This is a genomic window from Chloroflexota bacterium, assembly GCA_014360905.1.
GTDB lineage: Bacteria > Chloroflexota > Anaerolineae > UBA2200 > UBA2200 > JACIWX01.
On record JACIWW010000018.1, the window covers coordinates 25,555 to 39,819 of the forward strand.

Annotated in this window: 15 protein-coding genes and 5 tRNA genes; 6 read left to right on the forward strand and 14 right to left on the reverse strand. The window is 52.9% G+C overall.

Features of this window, described 5'->3' with window-relative positions; genetic code table 11:
• Positions 1-20 precede the first annotated feature (20 nt).
• Positions 21-1,292, forward strand: coding sequence for an iron-containing alcohol dehydrogenase (locus H5T67_08555; protein MBC7245370.1), 1,272 nt, complete (start codon positions 21-23; stop codon positions 1,290-1,292).
• 14 nt (positions 1,293-1,306) lie between these two features.
• Here the strand turns inward: H5T67_08555 and H5T67_08560 are convergent.
• From H5T67_08560 to rpsF, 7 genes are all read right to left on the reverse strand, one after another.
• Positions 1,307-1,390: transfer RNA gene (locus tag H5T67_08560), tRNA-Leu, on the reverse strand.
• Between the two features lie 45 nt (positions 1,391-1,435).
• A tRNA-Cys gene (locus tag H5T67_08565) sits at positions 1,436-1,507 on the reverse strand.
• A gap of 54 nt (positions 1,508-1,561) precedes the next feature.
• Positions 1,562-1,636, reverse strand: a tRNA-Gly gene (locus H5T67_08570).
• Positions 1,637-1,641: 5 nt separating this feature from the next.
• Positions 1,642-1,714: transfer RNA gene (locus H5T67_08575), tRNA-Phe, on the reverse strand.
• Between the two features lie 132 nt (positions 1,715-1,846).
• Positions 1,847-2,617 carry a peptidylprolyl isomerase gene (locus H5T67_08580; GenBank protein ID MBC7245371.1) on the reverse strand — a complete coding sequence of 257 codons (771 nt, stop codon included), beginning with the start codon at positions 2,615-2,617 and terminating at the stop codon, positions 1,847-1,849.
• Between the two features lie 469 nt (positions 2,618-3,086).
• A complete protein-coding gene (locus H5T67_08585) occupies positions 3,087-3,344 on the reverse strand; it encodes a 30S ribosomal protein S18 (protein MBC7245372.1) in 258 nt (85 codons plus the stop codon).
• Between the two features lie 100 nt (positions 3,345-3,444).
• Complete coding sequence (rpsF, locus tag H5T67_08590) at positions 3,445-3,744, reverse strand: 30S ribosomal protein S6 (protein MBC7245373.1); 300 nt, start codon at positions 3,742-3,744, stop codon at positions 3,445-3,447.
• A 387-nt stretch (positions 3,745-4,131) separates the two neighbouring features.
• On the opposite strand from rpsF, the gene H5T67_08595 reads away from it, so the two are divergent.
• Positions 4,132-4,881 carry a lysoplasmalogenase gene (locus H5T67_08595; protein ID MBC7245374.1) on the forward strand — a complete coding sequence of 250 codons (750 nt, stop codon included), beginning with the start codon at positions 4,132-4,134 and terminating at the stop codon, positions 4,879-4,881.
• A 24-nt stretch (positions 4,882-4,905) separates the two neighbouring features.
• On the opposite strand, the gene H5T67_08600 is transcribed toward H5T67_08595, so the two are convergent.
• From H5T67_08600 to H5T67_08625, 6 genes are all read right to left on the reverse strand, one after another.
• A complete protein-coding gene (locus tag H5T67_08600; protein ID MBC7245375.1) occupies positions 4,906-5,187 on the reverse strand; it encodes a hypothetical protein in 282 nt (93 codons plus the stop codon).
• A 64-nt stretch (positions 5,188-5,251) separates the two neighbouring features.
• The gene (locus H5T67_08605) at positions 5,252-6,118 is read right to left on the reverse strand and encodes a thermonuclease family protein (GenBank protein ID MBC7245376.1); all 867 of its coding nucleotides are present in this window, start codon (positions 6,116-6,118) and stop codon (positions 5,252-5,254) included.
• 42 nt (positions 6,119-6,160) lie between these two features.
• A tRNA-Glu gene (locus H5T67_08610) sits at positions 6,161-6,233 on the reverse strand.
• Positions 6,234-6,282: 49 nt separating this feature from the next.
• Positions 6,283-8,112 (reverse strand): aldehyde ferredoxin oxidoreductase family protein, encoded by a 1,830-nt coding sequence (locus H5T67_08615; GenBank protein MBC7245377.1) that lies wholly within the window; start codon positions 8,110-8,112, stop codon positions 6,283-6,285.
• Positions 8,113-8,206: 94 nt separating this feature from the next.
• The gene (locus H5T67_08620; GenBank protein ID MBC7245378.1) at positions 8,207-9,370 is read right to left on the reverse strand and encodes an iron-containing alcohol dehydrogenase; all 1,164 of its coding nucleotides are present in this window, start codon (positions 9,368-9,370) and stop codon (positions 8,207-8,209) included.
• Between the two features lie 115 nt (positions 9,371-9,485).
• The gene (locus H5T67_08625) at positions 9,486-9,893 is read right to left on the reverse strand and encodes an SCP2 sterol-binding domain-containing protein (protein ID MBC7245379.1); all 408 of its coding nucleotides are present in this window, start codon (positions 9,891-9,893) and stop codon (positions 9,486-9,488) included.
• Positions 9,894-10,199: 306 nt separating this feature from the next.
• Between H5T67_08625 and H5T67_08630 the strand changes: the two genes are divergently transcribed.
• Positions 10,200-11,225, forward strand: a complete 1,026-nt coding sequence (locus H5T67_08630; GenBank protein ID MBC7245380.1) for a deoxynucleoside kinase — start codon at positions 10,200-10,202, stop codon at positions 11,223-11,225.
• Positions 11,226-11,240: 15 nt separating this feature from the next.
• Positions 11,241-11,876: a deoxynucleoside kinase gene (locus tag H5T67_08635; protein MBC7245381.1), complete on the forward strand. Its 636-nt coding sequence runs from the start codon at positions 11,241-11,243 to the stop codon at positions 11,874-11,876.
• A gap of 69 nt (positions 11,877-11,945) precedes the next feature.
• Here the strand turns inward: H5T67_08635 and H5T67_08640 are convergent, their stop codons facing one another.
• Positions 11,946-12,572 carry a hypothetical protein gene (locus H5T67_08640; GenBank protein MBC7245382.1) on the reverse strand — a complete coding sequence of 209 codons (627 nt, stop codon included), beginning with the start codon at positions 12,570-12,572 and terminating at the stop codon, positions 11,946-11,948.
• A gap of 114 nt (positions 12,573-12,686) precedes the next feature.
• Here H5T67_08640 and H5T67_08645 point away from each other — a divergent pair, with 114 nt between their 5' ends.
• Together H5T67_08645 and H5T67_08650 are read left to right on the forward strand one after the other, a co-directional pair.
• On the forward strand, positions 12,687-13,574 hold the full coding sequence (locus H5T67_08645) for a glycosyltransferase (protein ID MBC7245383.1): 888 nt from the start codon (positions 12,687-12,689) through the stop codon (positions 13,572-13,574).
• A gap of 9 nt (positions 13,575-13,583) precedes the next feature.
• Positions 13,584-14,264: a 1-acyl-sn-glycerol-3-phosphate acyltransferase gene (locus tag H5T67_08650; GenBank protein ID MBC7245384.1), complete on the forward strand. Its 681-nt coding sequence runs from the start codon at positions 13,584-13,586 to the stop codon at positions 14,262-14,264.
• The last annotated feature ends 1 nt before the right edge of the window (position 14,265 follow it).

A 14,265-nucleotide genomic window follows, 5' to 3' on the forward strand; every position in this document is an offset into this window, starting at 1 on the left:
GGAATAAGGGAGGGAAAAACATGTCAGATTTTGAGAAAGCAAGAGAATTGATGCGCGAGTTCAAGGGGGATAGCTACGTATACGGCTTGGGCGTGCTGGACGAAATAGGAAGCCTGACCGCCGAGCTAGGCAAGCGGGCTGCTCTGGTGTATACTGTGTTCCCTGGCAATGAAGTGCTCATCCAGAGGATCGAAGATTCGCTGAAGGCAGCCGGTGTTGAGCTGCTTGGAACAATCGAAGGGGCTGCACCCAATGCGCCGCGCGAGGACCTCTTCCGTATCACAGCCGAACTTAAGGCGCTGAATCCCGACGTCATCGTATGCCTGGGTGGTGGTAGTACCCTGGATGCCACCAAGGCTGCCGAAGTATTGCGTACTCTAGGTGGTGAAATTGATGAGTACTTTGGCACGGGCAGGGTAACGGAGAAGCTGCGCCAGACCGGCAAGAAACTCACCCCGGTAGTTGCCATCCAGACAGCGGCCAGTTCCGGGGCGCACCTGACCAAATATTCCAATATCACGGATGTGCACACTGGGCAGAAGAAATTGATCGTGGATGATGCGATTGTGCCCGTCCGAGCGCTCTTTGACTACGAACTGACCAAGACCATGCCGCCAGGATTCACAGCGGATGGGGCGTTGGATGGCGTTGCGCATGCGCTGGAAGTACTCATAGGAGCAGTGGGGAAACCCTATTACTCCAAGATGGTGGAGGTAGCCAGCGAGGCTATTCGCCTGGTGGTGAACTATGTCGAGCGCGCGGTGAAGAATCCCCATGATATGGAGGCACGCACTGCGTTGGGTCTGGCCACCGATCTGGGTGGTTATTCCATTATGTTAGGTGGCACCAATGGCGGGCATCTCACCAGTTTCTCGCTCGTGGACATCCTCAGCCACGGTCGAGCGTGTGCGATCATGAACCCCTACTATGTCGTTTTCTTCGCTCCAGCCGTGGAGGAGCCACTGCGCATTGTGGGTAACATTTTCAAGGAGGCTGGCCTGACCGATGCCGACATAGATGCGCTCAGTGGACGCGAGTTGGGCATGGCTGTGGCCAAAGCGATGATGGAGCTCAGCCGACGCATTGGTTTCCCGACCACTTTGGGAGAGGTCAAGGGCTTCACCCAAGAGCATATCGAGCGTGCGCTGACTGCAGCCAAAGATCCACAACTCAAGATGAAGTTGGAGAACATGCCTGTGCCACTGACAGCAGAGATGGTTGACGAGTACATGGCGCCCATTCTGGAAGCGGCCCGCACAGGCGACCTGACCCTGATCAAGAACGTTCCGTAGAAAGAGTTTTTCAGTAGGGCGGGAGGGAATCGAACCCTCATGGACTCAACGTCCAGCGGATTTTAAGTCCGCAGCGTCTGCCGTTTCGCCACCGCCCCAAAGCAAAGGGCTGATAGCGTACACGCTATCAGCCACTATCACAGAGGCGACGGTCGGAATTGAACCGACGATCGGGATTTTGCAGACCCCTGCCTTAACCACTTGGCTACGTCGCCTTGGAAGAACTTACCACAGAGATGTTCATTACAGTCTCTGCGTTGAAGCATTCCTGGAGCGGAAGACGGGATTCGAACCCGCGGCCCTCTCCTTGGCAAGGAGATGCTCTACCGCTGAGCCACTTCCGCCTGCATGCCGAGGCCCAGAATCGAACTGGGGACACCTTGATTTTCAGTCAAGTGCTCTACCATCTGAGCTACCTCGGCGAACCAATTCTATTTTATACGAGATTGCTCGTATTGTCAAAATGACCATGCATCTGACAGAAGTTGTCTCTGCTGCTGAACGTATCAGGTTAAGGGTGCCTTATCCTCTTCATTTTCTGGCTTGCTGTTGCATTACTTGATCGGCGGTACTTTGTCGGAAGACCAGTACCGCTTGACCGCCTCTGAATTCCGCTGTTGCTCAAGCCAATCATCCAGCGCAGAGGCCTTCTTCTGTGCCAGAAAGTCTTCATCCAGGGGCCGGTTGGGATCGCGCTCGATAAGGTTGATGATATGGTATCCGAAACTTGTCTGTACAATATCGCTGATTTCCCCTGGCTGAAGGGCAAACGCTGCTTCCTCGAATGCAGTGACCATCACGCCGCGTGGGAACCAACCCAGATCGCCACCCTCGCTGGCAGAGCCTGTATCTTTTGAAAGTTCCTTGGCCAAAGCGGCAAAATCCTCGCCTGCCTGAAGGCGTTCCTTCACTTTCTGTGCTTCTTCCTCTGTTTCCACCAGGATGTGCCGTGCATGGACCTGCTCCGCTGTCGTGGGTACTTCCGCAGCAAGCGCCTCCTCAAGCTTGCGTCGGTATATGCTTGATTCGAACAGACGACGAAAGGCTGCTTCGCTCATCCCCGCGTTCTTGCGCACGGCAATGACGTACTGGTTGTAGTTCGTCTGAAATTCCTCCAAGGTCATTGGTGCTTCCGTAGGGGTCGGAGTTACTGTGATCGTGAGGGTTGCAGTAATTGGTGTCGGCGTTGGAGTAGGTGGGTTGCGTTGGTAGCCGAACTGCTGTTCAATTTCCTCCTGTAGCTCTTCAGGCGTGACGGTGATATTGCGACGGGCAGCTTCCTGCCGGATCAACTCATCATCAATCATACTGTCCAAAACGGCCATCGGTACGTTTGCCTGTTCCAATTGGATTCGCTGAAGCTGCTGTTGGAAATACTGGACAAGGAATTGCTGCTCCTCCGCAGTAGGGTCTAGAAGCGACAATTGATATTGTATCCTGTTGGCCATGCTTGCCAATTCAAAACGCCGATACTTGACCATCGCTTGATAGTCCCTCGTGGAGATAGGCTTGTCGTTCACCAAAGCGATGGGTGCGGAAGGCTTCGCTATGTATTCCTGGTAGAAGCCAAAACCTAGCACTGCCAACACAGTGAGGGCAGTTACGGCAGCAATTGCATACAGAATTCGCCGCTGTTGTGCTTCGCGTTCCCTTTTCGACATTTGTTTTCTCGTCAAGACCTCGGTTGGCTTACCTTTTTTGGCCATTCATTTGCCTCGAATTTATGCTAAGAGTAAGATCGGGTTCGCAGCCGCAAAACGGTGGCTGCGAACCCACATTCAAGCTCGCCCAGTGCTAACCTTTGCGAACTAGTTCAGCAACAAAGGGCAGTAGCGCCAGATGCCGTGCACGCTTGATGGCCACAGCTAGGCAACGCTGGTGCTTAGCACAAAGGCCAGTGCTACGCCGGGCCGCAATCTTACCCCGCTCTGTGATATAGTTCTGCAACAGATCAACCTTTTTGTAGTCAATGGTCAGAGACTTGTTCGCACAAAAAGGGCATTGCCGACGAGGACTCGGTCGGTAAAACCCTGGGCGTTGGTCTCTTTCCATATCTTGTTGTACAGGAGCAGGACGTCGTGTTCGTGCTGCTCGCTGTTCCCCCTCTGTATTGGTAGTCAAGTTAACCTCCTTAGGATAACATCACCACGAACTATGGTGTGCTCGTTTCGTCTTTGCGTACGATCAGATAGCGAATCACGTCTTCCATCAACCGTAGAGCTCTGTCCAGGCTGCGCACAGCCGATGCAGGCAGTTCTAGTAGCATCAAGTAATAGAAACCTTCCCGATGCTTTTTGATGGGATACGCCAGCCTACGTTTGCCCCAAGGCTCGACCTGGCGAACCTGGCCTTGGAGATCGCTAATGGTTTGCGAAACCTTGTTTACCAGCGTGGTAAGGGGTTCTTCTTCCATCTCAGGCTGGACGATAAAGACCAGTTCGTATTCTGGCATCGTCACACCTCCTTTCCTCGGGATTGCCGCAGGTCTGTCCTGTTGGGCGAACAGAACAGCCTGGGGCGGAAAGGTTGCTTATAGCAAACCTTTAAGGATTTCATTTTAGCACAAATGCAAGAAAATGCAAAACCATGAAAAGGAGGTGTTGAAAAACATATCAGTTACTTGAAGAAATGTCTTCATGTTGCGTGATAGTTAATGAATGGCTAATACATATTGTGGTTTGGGTTGACAAGAAAGGACTTTTTCAACTCTCTCATTGGCGCTTTACATGCCTAACACGATCGGTGTATAATTTTCGCATAATATATTCCCTAAAAGTTGAGCGTCTAGTGCGTTGCCTCAACGCAGTAAGATCTACACTTGCGCTGTGGGAGGTGCCGCATGTTCCCATTACCCTATCGCTATCCCTTCAACTGGTTTCTGTACGCGCTGTTCGCTTTAGAACTTGCTTTGCTTGCGGGTGGACTTTTCTTTGGCAAACTGAACAAAGAGGAAACAGGTCGCCTGCCACGCCCATTGCGGATGCTCCTGTCGGCACTGTTGGTGTTGGCCGCTTTTCTGGGTTGGCAGGTAGGCGCACGCGAGACACCCTTTCAGAGCTACGCCACCCTAATCTTCTTGGGCATGGTTGCCGGTTTTGTCGGTGATTTGATCATGGCAGAACTGATACCAGTGCCCAACCGGCTTATCTTTGGCATGATCGAATTCGGCATTGGCCACCTATTCTACATTGCCGCGTTTCTGAACCTAGGGTTCCATTCCCGCTTGATCCACATAAGCGCTTACATTATCATTCTACTGCTCGCAATGCTCGGATTTTGCCTATGGGCATGGTATGCCTATGTGCGCAAACCTGGTGGGAGCAAAGCAATTAATATTGGCAGTTTGGCCTACAGTTTGCTGATTGGGCTCATGGTTGCATTAGCCATGATCTTGGCGATTGGCAATACGCGCTTCGTGCCTCTGGCGCTGGGGACATGGCTATTTCTGTCCTCTGACCTTATCCTGGGCAACTGGGTTATCCGTGGTCATACCTGGAGGTCAGTGAACGATGTCATCTGGGTTGCGTATGTTTGTGGGCAATTGCTTATCGTTTATTCGGTGGCAGCAGCATTAAATACGTGGCAATAACACCAAGAGAAGGAATTTGCGCGCTCAGCGTCCGATATGGACGAGTGTGCCCCGGGTGAGGCAATAGATAGCCAGAGCAAGCAGCAGCGCCGTGCCCAACATAAAGAGCCCCATCAAAAGGCGTTGCAATCCCTCAAGGACGCGATCAAGACCCTCCCCTACGTTGGTCATGCCGCGGGCCAGGAGAAGCATCCCTGCCGCAACCAGCGCCACAAATCCTGTCGCCGCCAGCACCATTGCGCTGGTGGCTGGATCAAGTCCAAGAAGATCACAGAACCTCAGCACAAGTCGATATAGGGCGTCCATGCTTGGCTTTCCTTTGCTTAACGCAAATTATAGTAATAAAAGCGCAAAAGCAAAGTGCACCATACTATCTTTTGCTTTTCCGCCAGCCGTTGGCGATTGCTTCTTCCTCAGTGCAGAACCAGCGTTCTCCCTTGCTGGGATCGATAGTCGTCTGGTCATAGTAACGCTGGCCGGGCATATGATATATCTTCTCTCCCGTGCTTGAACTGATATTACCCTTAATCACGCAGCCCGGTGGTGGCGTGATGCATCCTTGAGGACAGCCCGCTGAAAGTGTGGGTGTACTTGTAGCTGCCTGAGCTGTAACGGTAGCCGTGGCTTTCTGAGGCGTAGCCGAGGGCGTAACCGTAGGAGTTGCTGTGGGCCAGCACCCTACGAGACCCGCCTGGCGTGCTTGTTGCTCCATCTGCGTCAAAAGTGCTTGGTACTTTACATCCGGCGGATATGCGATGGCCCTGGCATAGCCCATAGCCACTAGTTCGGCGTTGACCATGATATACTCATCCGATCCTGCAACCCACACGTAACGCAGCAACCTGCCATACTGATCGGTTTCACTGATATCCTTTTCTAAGTAAACAATCTTGCCCAGGCGTGTGACCAAATAGGTATTAAAACGCCTCGCTTCTTCGAAACATAATTCACCCTCTTCAGGCGCATTGATGCCAATATATCGCACTCGATATGCCTGGCCAAGGATCAGGACCTCGGTTGTATCCCCATCATGGACCTGCACAACTTGCGCTTCCTGCCAGCCCTGCAAAGCGGGCAAGAACACTGGGGTGTCGGTAGGGCTTGGTGTGTTGGAGAGGTAGGGTGTGTAGGTGGGCAAAGGGGTATAGGTAGGCTGCAGAGTTGTGGTTGGTCTCGCCTCGTCTCCACAGGCCGTGAGCAAAAGGATGAGGGTTATCAAAATAAGAATCTTCCGCACAGGGATTGTCCTCTCTGCCACGGCGCGTAGTGATACGAAAAATGCCCCCAGGGGAATTCGAATCCCCGTCGCAGCCTTGAAAGGGCTGTGTCCTAGGCCTCTAGACGATGGGGGCAGACACAATTATTGTACTCGAAATGGGACACTTGGTCAAACTCACGAACTTACCAAGCTAGGTCTTCCAAGCCCAACTCTTGCAACTTGGCACGAGTAGGCATACCTGTTTGTCGGTCCCAGCCGCGCACCCGATAGTATGCAGGTAGCAGCACATCCATATCAGGCACCTGTGTCTCTACGGCATCGCCGGGCAGCGGTTGTAGCAGTAGTTTGGGCAAGCGGTCATTCTCAGCCGTCAGGCCCAACTTGCCATTGAGCAGACGCTTGAGGTTAAAAGCGCGCTCCCCAAGAGGCAGGAGATCGCTTAGCTGCAAGTCCCAACCGGTAGCGCTATTGAGCATGTCCAGGATATAGTTTGCTGGCGGATTGCCAAAAACGCACATAATCAGCGAATTGTAAAGACTACGCCAGTTCATGACCCGAGCGGTCATCAGTGCTTTCTCCTCCGAACTTTCCAGGCGGTTGCCAATCTGGATATCGAGTTCAGGCACTGGAGCACCCAGATCTACCAGGTACATATCACCCTGATTGTGACAGGCGCCTCGGGGCGAAGTGGCATAGACCAAGGCCATACCTGTAAACGCACGCGGTTCATGCATGGGCACTTCCAGCCCATTAACCTGCACTGCTAAATCCTCAACGCCATACTTGCGACCTAAGTAACGCGACCCTTCAGCCAGCACTGCTCCAAAACCCTTACGGCTAGCAATTTGTTCAACTAGGGTCAAAGCGGTTTCGATATCGCCCCATCTCAATTCCAGGCCGCCAGTATCGGCCTTGGAAATAATTCCTTGGTCGTACAAATAATAAGCGAAGGCAATCGTTACGCCTGCACTAATTGTGTCCAGCCCGTATACATTACATAAATGGCTGGCATAAGCCGCTCCGGGCAGGTCATCGCTGAGGATCAACGAGCCAAAAGCAACCGCCGTCTCGTACTCTGGTCCATCAATCCTTTCTGTCACGTGTTTGCCTGTTACTTTCGTCACCCGACCGCAGCCCACGACGCAGCGATAGCAGGCTTTTCTGCCCATAAGGATGGTTTCGGCCATTGTTGCACCGCTTAGATTGGACACAGGTTCCCACAAGGCCATAGTAAAGTACTTGCTGGGCACATCGCCTATCCACATCGTCGTGTCAATCGCAGAAGCTGTACCGCCTGCAGCGAGAAATTGTGCCTTGACATCCGCTTTGATTTCCTCGGCCGCTGCCTGGGCTGCGGCTTTGAATTTCGCCTCGTCGGCCAGCGGCACCTGGAAATCACCGCCAACAGCGATTGCTTTCAGGTTCTTTGCGCCCATCACCGCACCCATCCCAGTGCGTCCCGCTGCGCGGCCCCAATCATTCATCACGGCAGCGTACTTGACCAAATTCTCGCCTGCCAAGCCGATGCAGGCAATACTAAGTTGGAATTGCTTTTGCTCATCTCGGATGGCGGCTTGCGTCTCATACGAGTCTTTGCCCCAGAGCCCCCTGGCATCCCTGAGCTCTGCCCCTCCATTCCAAATGAAAAGGTACACTGGATAAGGCGCTCTGCCGGTGAACAATATGCCATCGTATCCGGAGAAGCGCAGGTACGGACCAAAGCGGCCACCAGAGTTTGACTCACCCCAAAGGCCAGTTAGGGGGGAGCGGGCACAGACCACATAGCGCCCACACAAAGGAGCTGCCGTTCCAACGAGTGGCCCAGTCATGAATATCAGTGGGTTCTCTGGACCAAGTGGATCGGTATTGCGGTCAACACGATCGTAAAGGTAGTGGCAAGCCAAACCGGCTCCACCAACAAACTGCCGCGCGGCTCGTTCATCCAGTGGTAAAGTGGAAATATGACCGTTGCTTAGGTCTACGACCAGCAACTTGCCCATGAAACCGTGCATGTTGTCCTCCTTGGCAAATGGTCAGGATGCCACAAAGCCAAACGAAAGGATATGAGGCATGAGACAAACAGCCCAGTATCCCGTGGTCTACATTTCAGAAGTCAATTGGCTTGCCTGCAAACGCATAGTGGTAAAGGCGCTCTAATTCTGCTCTGTCAGGAATGCGTGCACTGGCCACCAATGTGGCATCGCTTTCGGCATTTTCGATCAATTTGGGTAAAGCGGCTTCGAATTGCTGTGTGGTAATACCAGCATCTTGCAGTGACAGCGGTTGGTTGATGTTCCTGGCTAAATTGCGGATCTGGTTTGCCAGTACTCGCGCACCTTCCTCTGGTGATGCTACGGTGAGGCCGATAAAACGAGCGATATCTGCGTAGCGGTCGGCTATCACATTGCCTGTGAATTCGACCGTGTAGGGCAGGACCAGACCCACAGCGCGTCCATGGGGCATGTGAAAAACGGCGCCTAAGGAGTGCCCCATTGCATGAGCCATCGCTGCTAAGGAATTGCCAAAGCCCAAGCCAGCGATACAAGCAGCGTTGTGCATCTTCTCCCGCGCTTCCGTGTCCCTGCCATTGGCTACCGCACGCGGCAGATAATCAAAAACCAGCTTGGTCGCCATCAGGCACAGACCATCGCAGAAGTCATTATGCCAGGCAGTCGTGTAGCCCTCAACTGCATGCGTCAGGGCGTCCATACCAGTATCGGCAGTGATCTGCGGAGGCAATCCGGCGACAAACACCGGATCCACGATTGCCATGTCGGCCATGTTTTCACGTGAGCCAAGTGATAATTTGCGTTGCTCTTGCGTATCGGTCAGCACAATCGCCCAGGTGACCTCAGCACCAGTGCCGCTCGTAGTCGGGATCGTGATCAACCGCGCTTTTTGGCGCAACTTGAGCGGTTCGACCGGATTGATTCCCTCAGGCACCAACTCGGGATGCTCATAGAGTACCCACATGGCCTTCGCCGCATCCATGGAAGATCCTCCCCCCAAGCCGATAATCCAGTCCGGTTCATACTCGCGCATGAGGTCTGCACCTCTTCTCACGGTCTGCAGCGAAGGATCAGGCTCTACTTCGGCAAAGACTCGATACTCTAATCCCGCTGCGCGCAGTTGTTGCGCGACCATCTCCACGTAGCCCAACCGGGCAATATTGGCATCGGTCACGATGAATGCTTTCTTCCCTTCGATGCGGGTTAATTCGCTTAATGCCTCTTCGCCGAAGACAATCAAGGGGCTATTAAAGTACCACACTCTGCTTTCCCTCCTAGAAGTACATCGCTACAGGATAACACCTTAGGTTGTTGTGCACCCTGCTGGTTTTCCTTACTGCTGTTCTACAACCAGCCTTAGCAATCAAAAACTGAGGTTACTCGGGGAATTCGGTCGGGACCCTGGTCGTACATTCAACCAATTCTTTGGCTGCTTTGACCGCTTTCATGATCTTGACCATGTCACCTTGGAGCTTCATCTGCCGCGTCATCATGCCCTGGATGGGATCCAATTTCTTATCAATCACTTTACGCCATACGCTGAGCGGGGCACTGATCACGAACGCGGGCGTCTTGGCCGAACGGTCCTCATATACGCCGACTTCGCGGCACTTGCCATGCCACAAATCCATATACATGACCAGCTCTTTTTCAATCGGTCCGCCTGGTTCAACGATGAAATAAAAATCCCCTTCCCAGGTTTTAGCCGCTTCTGCATAGGCCTCGCTGGCGTTAATCGCTTCTTGCAGTGCTTTGACCCACTCCTCGGATCCAAACTTGTACATGTGACCCTCCTTTGTCAGATTTGAGACGCGCTGCTGCACATTATACACTTCAGCACATACATGTCAATTGACGAAGCTTCCTGACCTCAGACATCAAGGGTACGTCCTCTCCCTTCTAAAGTCGGATCAGGACTGTACTGCTAAGGAATAAGCGATGTGGCATGAGTAATGCAGTGAGTGCAGTGTTTTTGACATTTGCCTGAGGGTGTACTATCCTATGTGTCAGAGAATCACCACCAGGGAGGATACTAAATTACGGATGCCTCCTCGATTCAGCCAACGATCGCATTTGGGAAGGAGATTTCTGTGCCCGAGAGATATTACGTGGCTATCGAAGGCCCCATCGGTGTAGGGAAGACCACACTGGCGCGACTCATTCACAAGCAACTGGATGCAGAATTGCTCCTCGAGGTCTTTGAAGAGAATCCATTCCTCAGCAAATTCTATACTGACCGCGAGAAATATGCCTTTCAAACGCAGATTTTCTTCTTATTGAGTCGCTATCGCCAGCAGCATGATGTCATTGCCAAAGTGCTACAGCATTCCTCTTTGGTCAGTGATTACACCTTCGCCAAAGATCAACTTTTCGCCCGCTTGAACCTTGCCGGCAGCGAACTAGCAGTCTACGAAATGCTCCATGGCGTGCTCGCCGAAAAAATACCTCTGCCCGACCTAGTGGTCTATTTGCGGGCAAACTTGGATGTGCTGTTAGAGCGTATCGCTGTGCGAGACCGTACCTACGAGCGTGCCATGTCGAGCGAGTACCTAGCCGCTGTGATGCAAGCGTATGAGTCCTTCTTTGCCAACTATAATCAAGCACCAGTGCTCACCATTGACACAAACGAGCTCAATATCGTGCGCAAGGAAGAAGACCTAGCCTATGTGCTGGAACGCATCAGGTCAGCGCTGGGCACGGGCACGCATCAACGTCCCCTGTTGGAGATAGAGACACCAGCACAGGAGCGAGGCAGAGCTATCATCGAAGGACGGCGTCGCCGCTTGAGCGATTTGCAATACTGGCATCGTGCAGCAGATCAAGAAACTGGAACCAAAGGGAACCTATACCGTGATTTCATTGCTCTGCAGGCAGAGGTAGGCAACATCGCCAACGAATTGGGGCAAGTCTGGGCCACACAAGAGAAATGGCTGGAGCAAGTTGGCAATCACGAGGAAGCTCAGGCTCGCGCTCTGCAAGAGCGCATCGCCACTCTGAAGGAGCGCTTGGCTGGTTCTTTGGCTTGCTTGCTCCGATTGGCCAATGACATGGGCATCAGTTTGGAAGAAGCCTACCTGGCCAGGATTCGAAAAGGCTGCAACCCACCGCATGCATAAGCGAGGAGGTTGGTGATGAAAAAGTTTATCGCCGTGGCTGGGAATATCGGAGTGGGTAAATCAACGCTCACCGCACTGCTGAGCGAAAGGTTGGGCTGGGAAGCTTTCTACGAAGCCGTAGATGACAACCCTTATTTGGCTGACTTTTATAAGGACATGCGCCAGTGGAGTTTTCATTCGCAGATCTTCTTCCTCTCGCGCCGCCTGCGCCACCTTCGCCAAATCCTCGACAGACCAGGCACGGTGGTACAAGACCGCAGCGTCTACGAAGATGCCGAGATTTTCGCCGAAAACCTGTACCGTCAGGGGCACATGACCGAGCGCGATTACCACACCTATCGCGAACTGTACGAAGCGATGACATTGTTTCTACCTCCGCCAGACCTGGTGGTTTACCTGCGTGCCTCCGTTCCCACCCTGATGCAGCGCATTCGCATGCGTGGACGCGATTTCGAGCGGGACGTCTCCTCTGAGTACCTCGAACAGTTGAATCAGCTTTACGAGGAGTGGATTGAGCATTTCTCGCTATGTCCAGTGCTGACCGTACCTTCTGACAACTTAGATTTTGTCAAGTATAACTCGCACATGGAGCTCATCGCGGCCAAGATTGTGGAGAAACTCACAGGGAAGGAGGTAGTCGTCTTTGACTGAGGGCCAGAGGTCTGGCATATACGTACTGTAAAAGCGGATGTAATGGCAAAGAGCGGGCTATTGCTGAGTTTAATTCCTTTTCTCCAGCCAACGCCAAAAAGCATCTGCAAACAGGGTAGTTCGCAGCAGCCTCTCCATCACCGGGTCAGTTATATTTAAGGCGCGTCGATCGCGCAGATACAGGGCCAAGGAACGAGCAAAGTAAGTACGAGCATCGCGACACGCTTCTGCGTCAAAGCTGTATCCCAACGAGAACAATTCGACTATACTGGCGCCAACCTTCTGCAAAGCAGGGTTAATTCCTCCCCCTTCAGAAAGCCAAGGTCCTTCCTCGCTTCCCGCGCTCCCCAGCAAGTGGTCAACCAAATGCCCTATAGGAACCAGCGCTTCCAGTGGGTCATTGACCCAATCAGACAGCCTTACATAAGCGACATGAAGCAACATACTCTGCTTCAGCCTTTGCTCTCCGACCACGTAGCCAGAGGGCAATTGCGTGAGCACGACATGACCACCGGGTTGCTGAAGCCAGAAGCGTGCCAACCCGGAGGGGAAGATGCGCAACTGACCCAGCAGCTCGTCGAGTGGGGCCCAAATGTGAGAGTAATGATGCTGAACTTCTAAAGGCGACCGCTCAAGTGCTCGGGGAGCAATATGTATTCTATCTACTTTAAGCCGTTCGAGGGTCTGTTTGTCCATCCTTTTTTGCCAATGCGATTATACCTGTAGCTAAATAGAATGCCAACCCTCTTCACCTGTACTTGGTGCTGCTGCTATTGTATGCTAAACTACCAACTGACTTGGACAATGGGTATGAAACTCACGATTATTATTACTGCCTATCGCGAAGAAAAGACCATCGGACGGGCAATTGAAGCCTTTCTTGCGCAGGATTTGCCTGACGACTACGAACTGTTGGTGGTTTGTCCCGACGACGAGACGGCTGCCGTAGTAGCAGAGTACGCAGCGCAGAACGCACATATCCGACTCTTGCGTGACCATGCAGAGGGCAAGCCAGCCGCATTGAACCTGGCCTTAAGCGCTGCAAAAGGGGAGATTATGATCCTGAGCGATGGCGACGTCTATGTTGGCCCTGGCGCTGTGGGTGCGCTTTTAGCCGCATTCGCGGATCCCAAAGTTGGCATTGTGAGCGGGCGACCGGTTTCCGTGAACCCACGCAGCACGATGCTGGGCTATTGGTCGCATGTGCTCGTAGATGCTGGAGCACACCAACAGAGACTATTGCGGGCCAGCTGTGGGGAATTCCTAGAATGCTCTGGATACCTCTACGCCTTCCGTCGCTCATTGGTAAGCCCAATCCCCGCCGATTCGCTCGCAGAGGACGGACTCATCTCGCATCGCATCTGGGAACAGGGCTGGCGCACTGCCTATGCTCCAGAAGCTCTAGTGTATGTCAAATATCCAACCACCTACCGGGATTGGATGATACAGAAAATTCGCTCTATGGGTGGGTATGTACAGCGCTATGTGAACAGCTCAAGAGGCATGAGGTCATTTCGCCGTGAAGCAATTGCCGGGGCTTGGAGTGCTCTCCGATATGCTCGCAGTGGCAGAGAACTGTGGTGGACGCTATTATTGTTCATAGCCAGAACGTACGTCTGGCTGCGGGTTTGGTGGGAAGTCAAGCTGCGCAAGAAACCCTTTGCTGCTCTCTGGCAGCGAGTGAACAGCACCAAGTAGAGAAGTAAAATGAGAATAGTGCGCTGGATTTCGGTCAAAGTCATCCAATTAGCAACCAAGATTCTGCTCAAAGTGAAAACAGAAGGACTAGAGCGCATACCGCGCACTGGGCCGGTCCTCTTAATTATAAACCATATCAATTTCATTGACCCTTTACTGATCTACACGATACTACCACGCTCGGTCACTGGCCTTGCCAAGCAAGAGCTCTGGTCCAACCCCTTTACCAGGCTCATTGCCGATTCCTGGGGAACTATCCCGATACGTCGTGGCGAGTTGGACCTCAATGCCGTGCGCAGTGCGCTTCGCGTGCTGCGCGGAGGTGGGATGCTGGGATTGGCACCAGAAGGCACGCGCAGCCATCATGGCCGTCTACAAAGAGGTCGCCCAGGCATCGTGCTTCTTGCCTCCCGTGCGCCTGGCATGCTTATCCTGCCCCTGGTTGTGTATGGGCAAGAGCGGTTCTTCCAGAACTTACGTCATCTGCGCCGTACCGAGGTGCGAATCGTAGCAGGACAGGGATTCTACCTGAATCCTGGAAACGCACAGATAACCCACCAAATACGCCAAGAGATAACCGATGAAATCATGGCTCAGATCGCGGCGCTGCTCCCGCCCGAGTACCGCGGCGTGTACAGCAACTCGGCAGCTACCAAGCATTATCTGCGTTTTCCCAGTGACATAGAGTAAA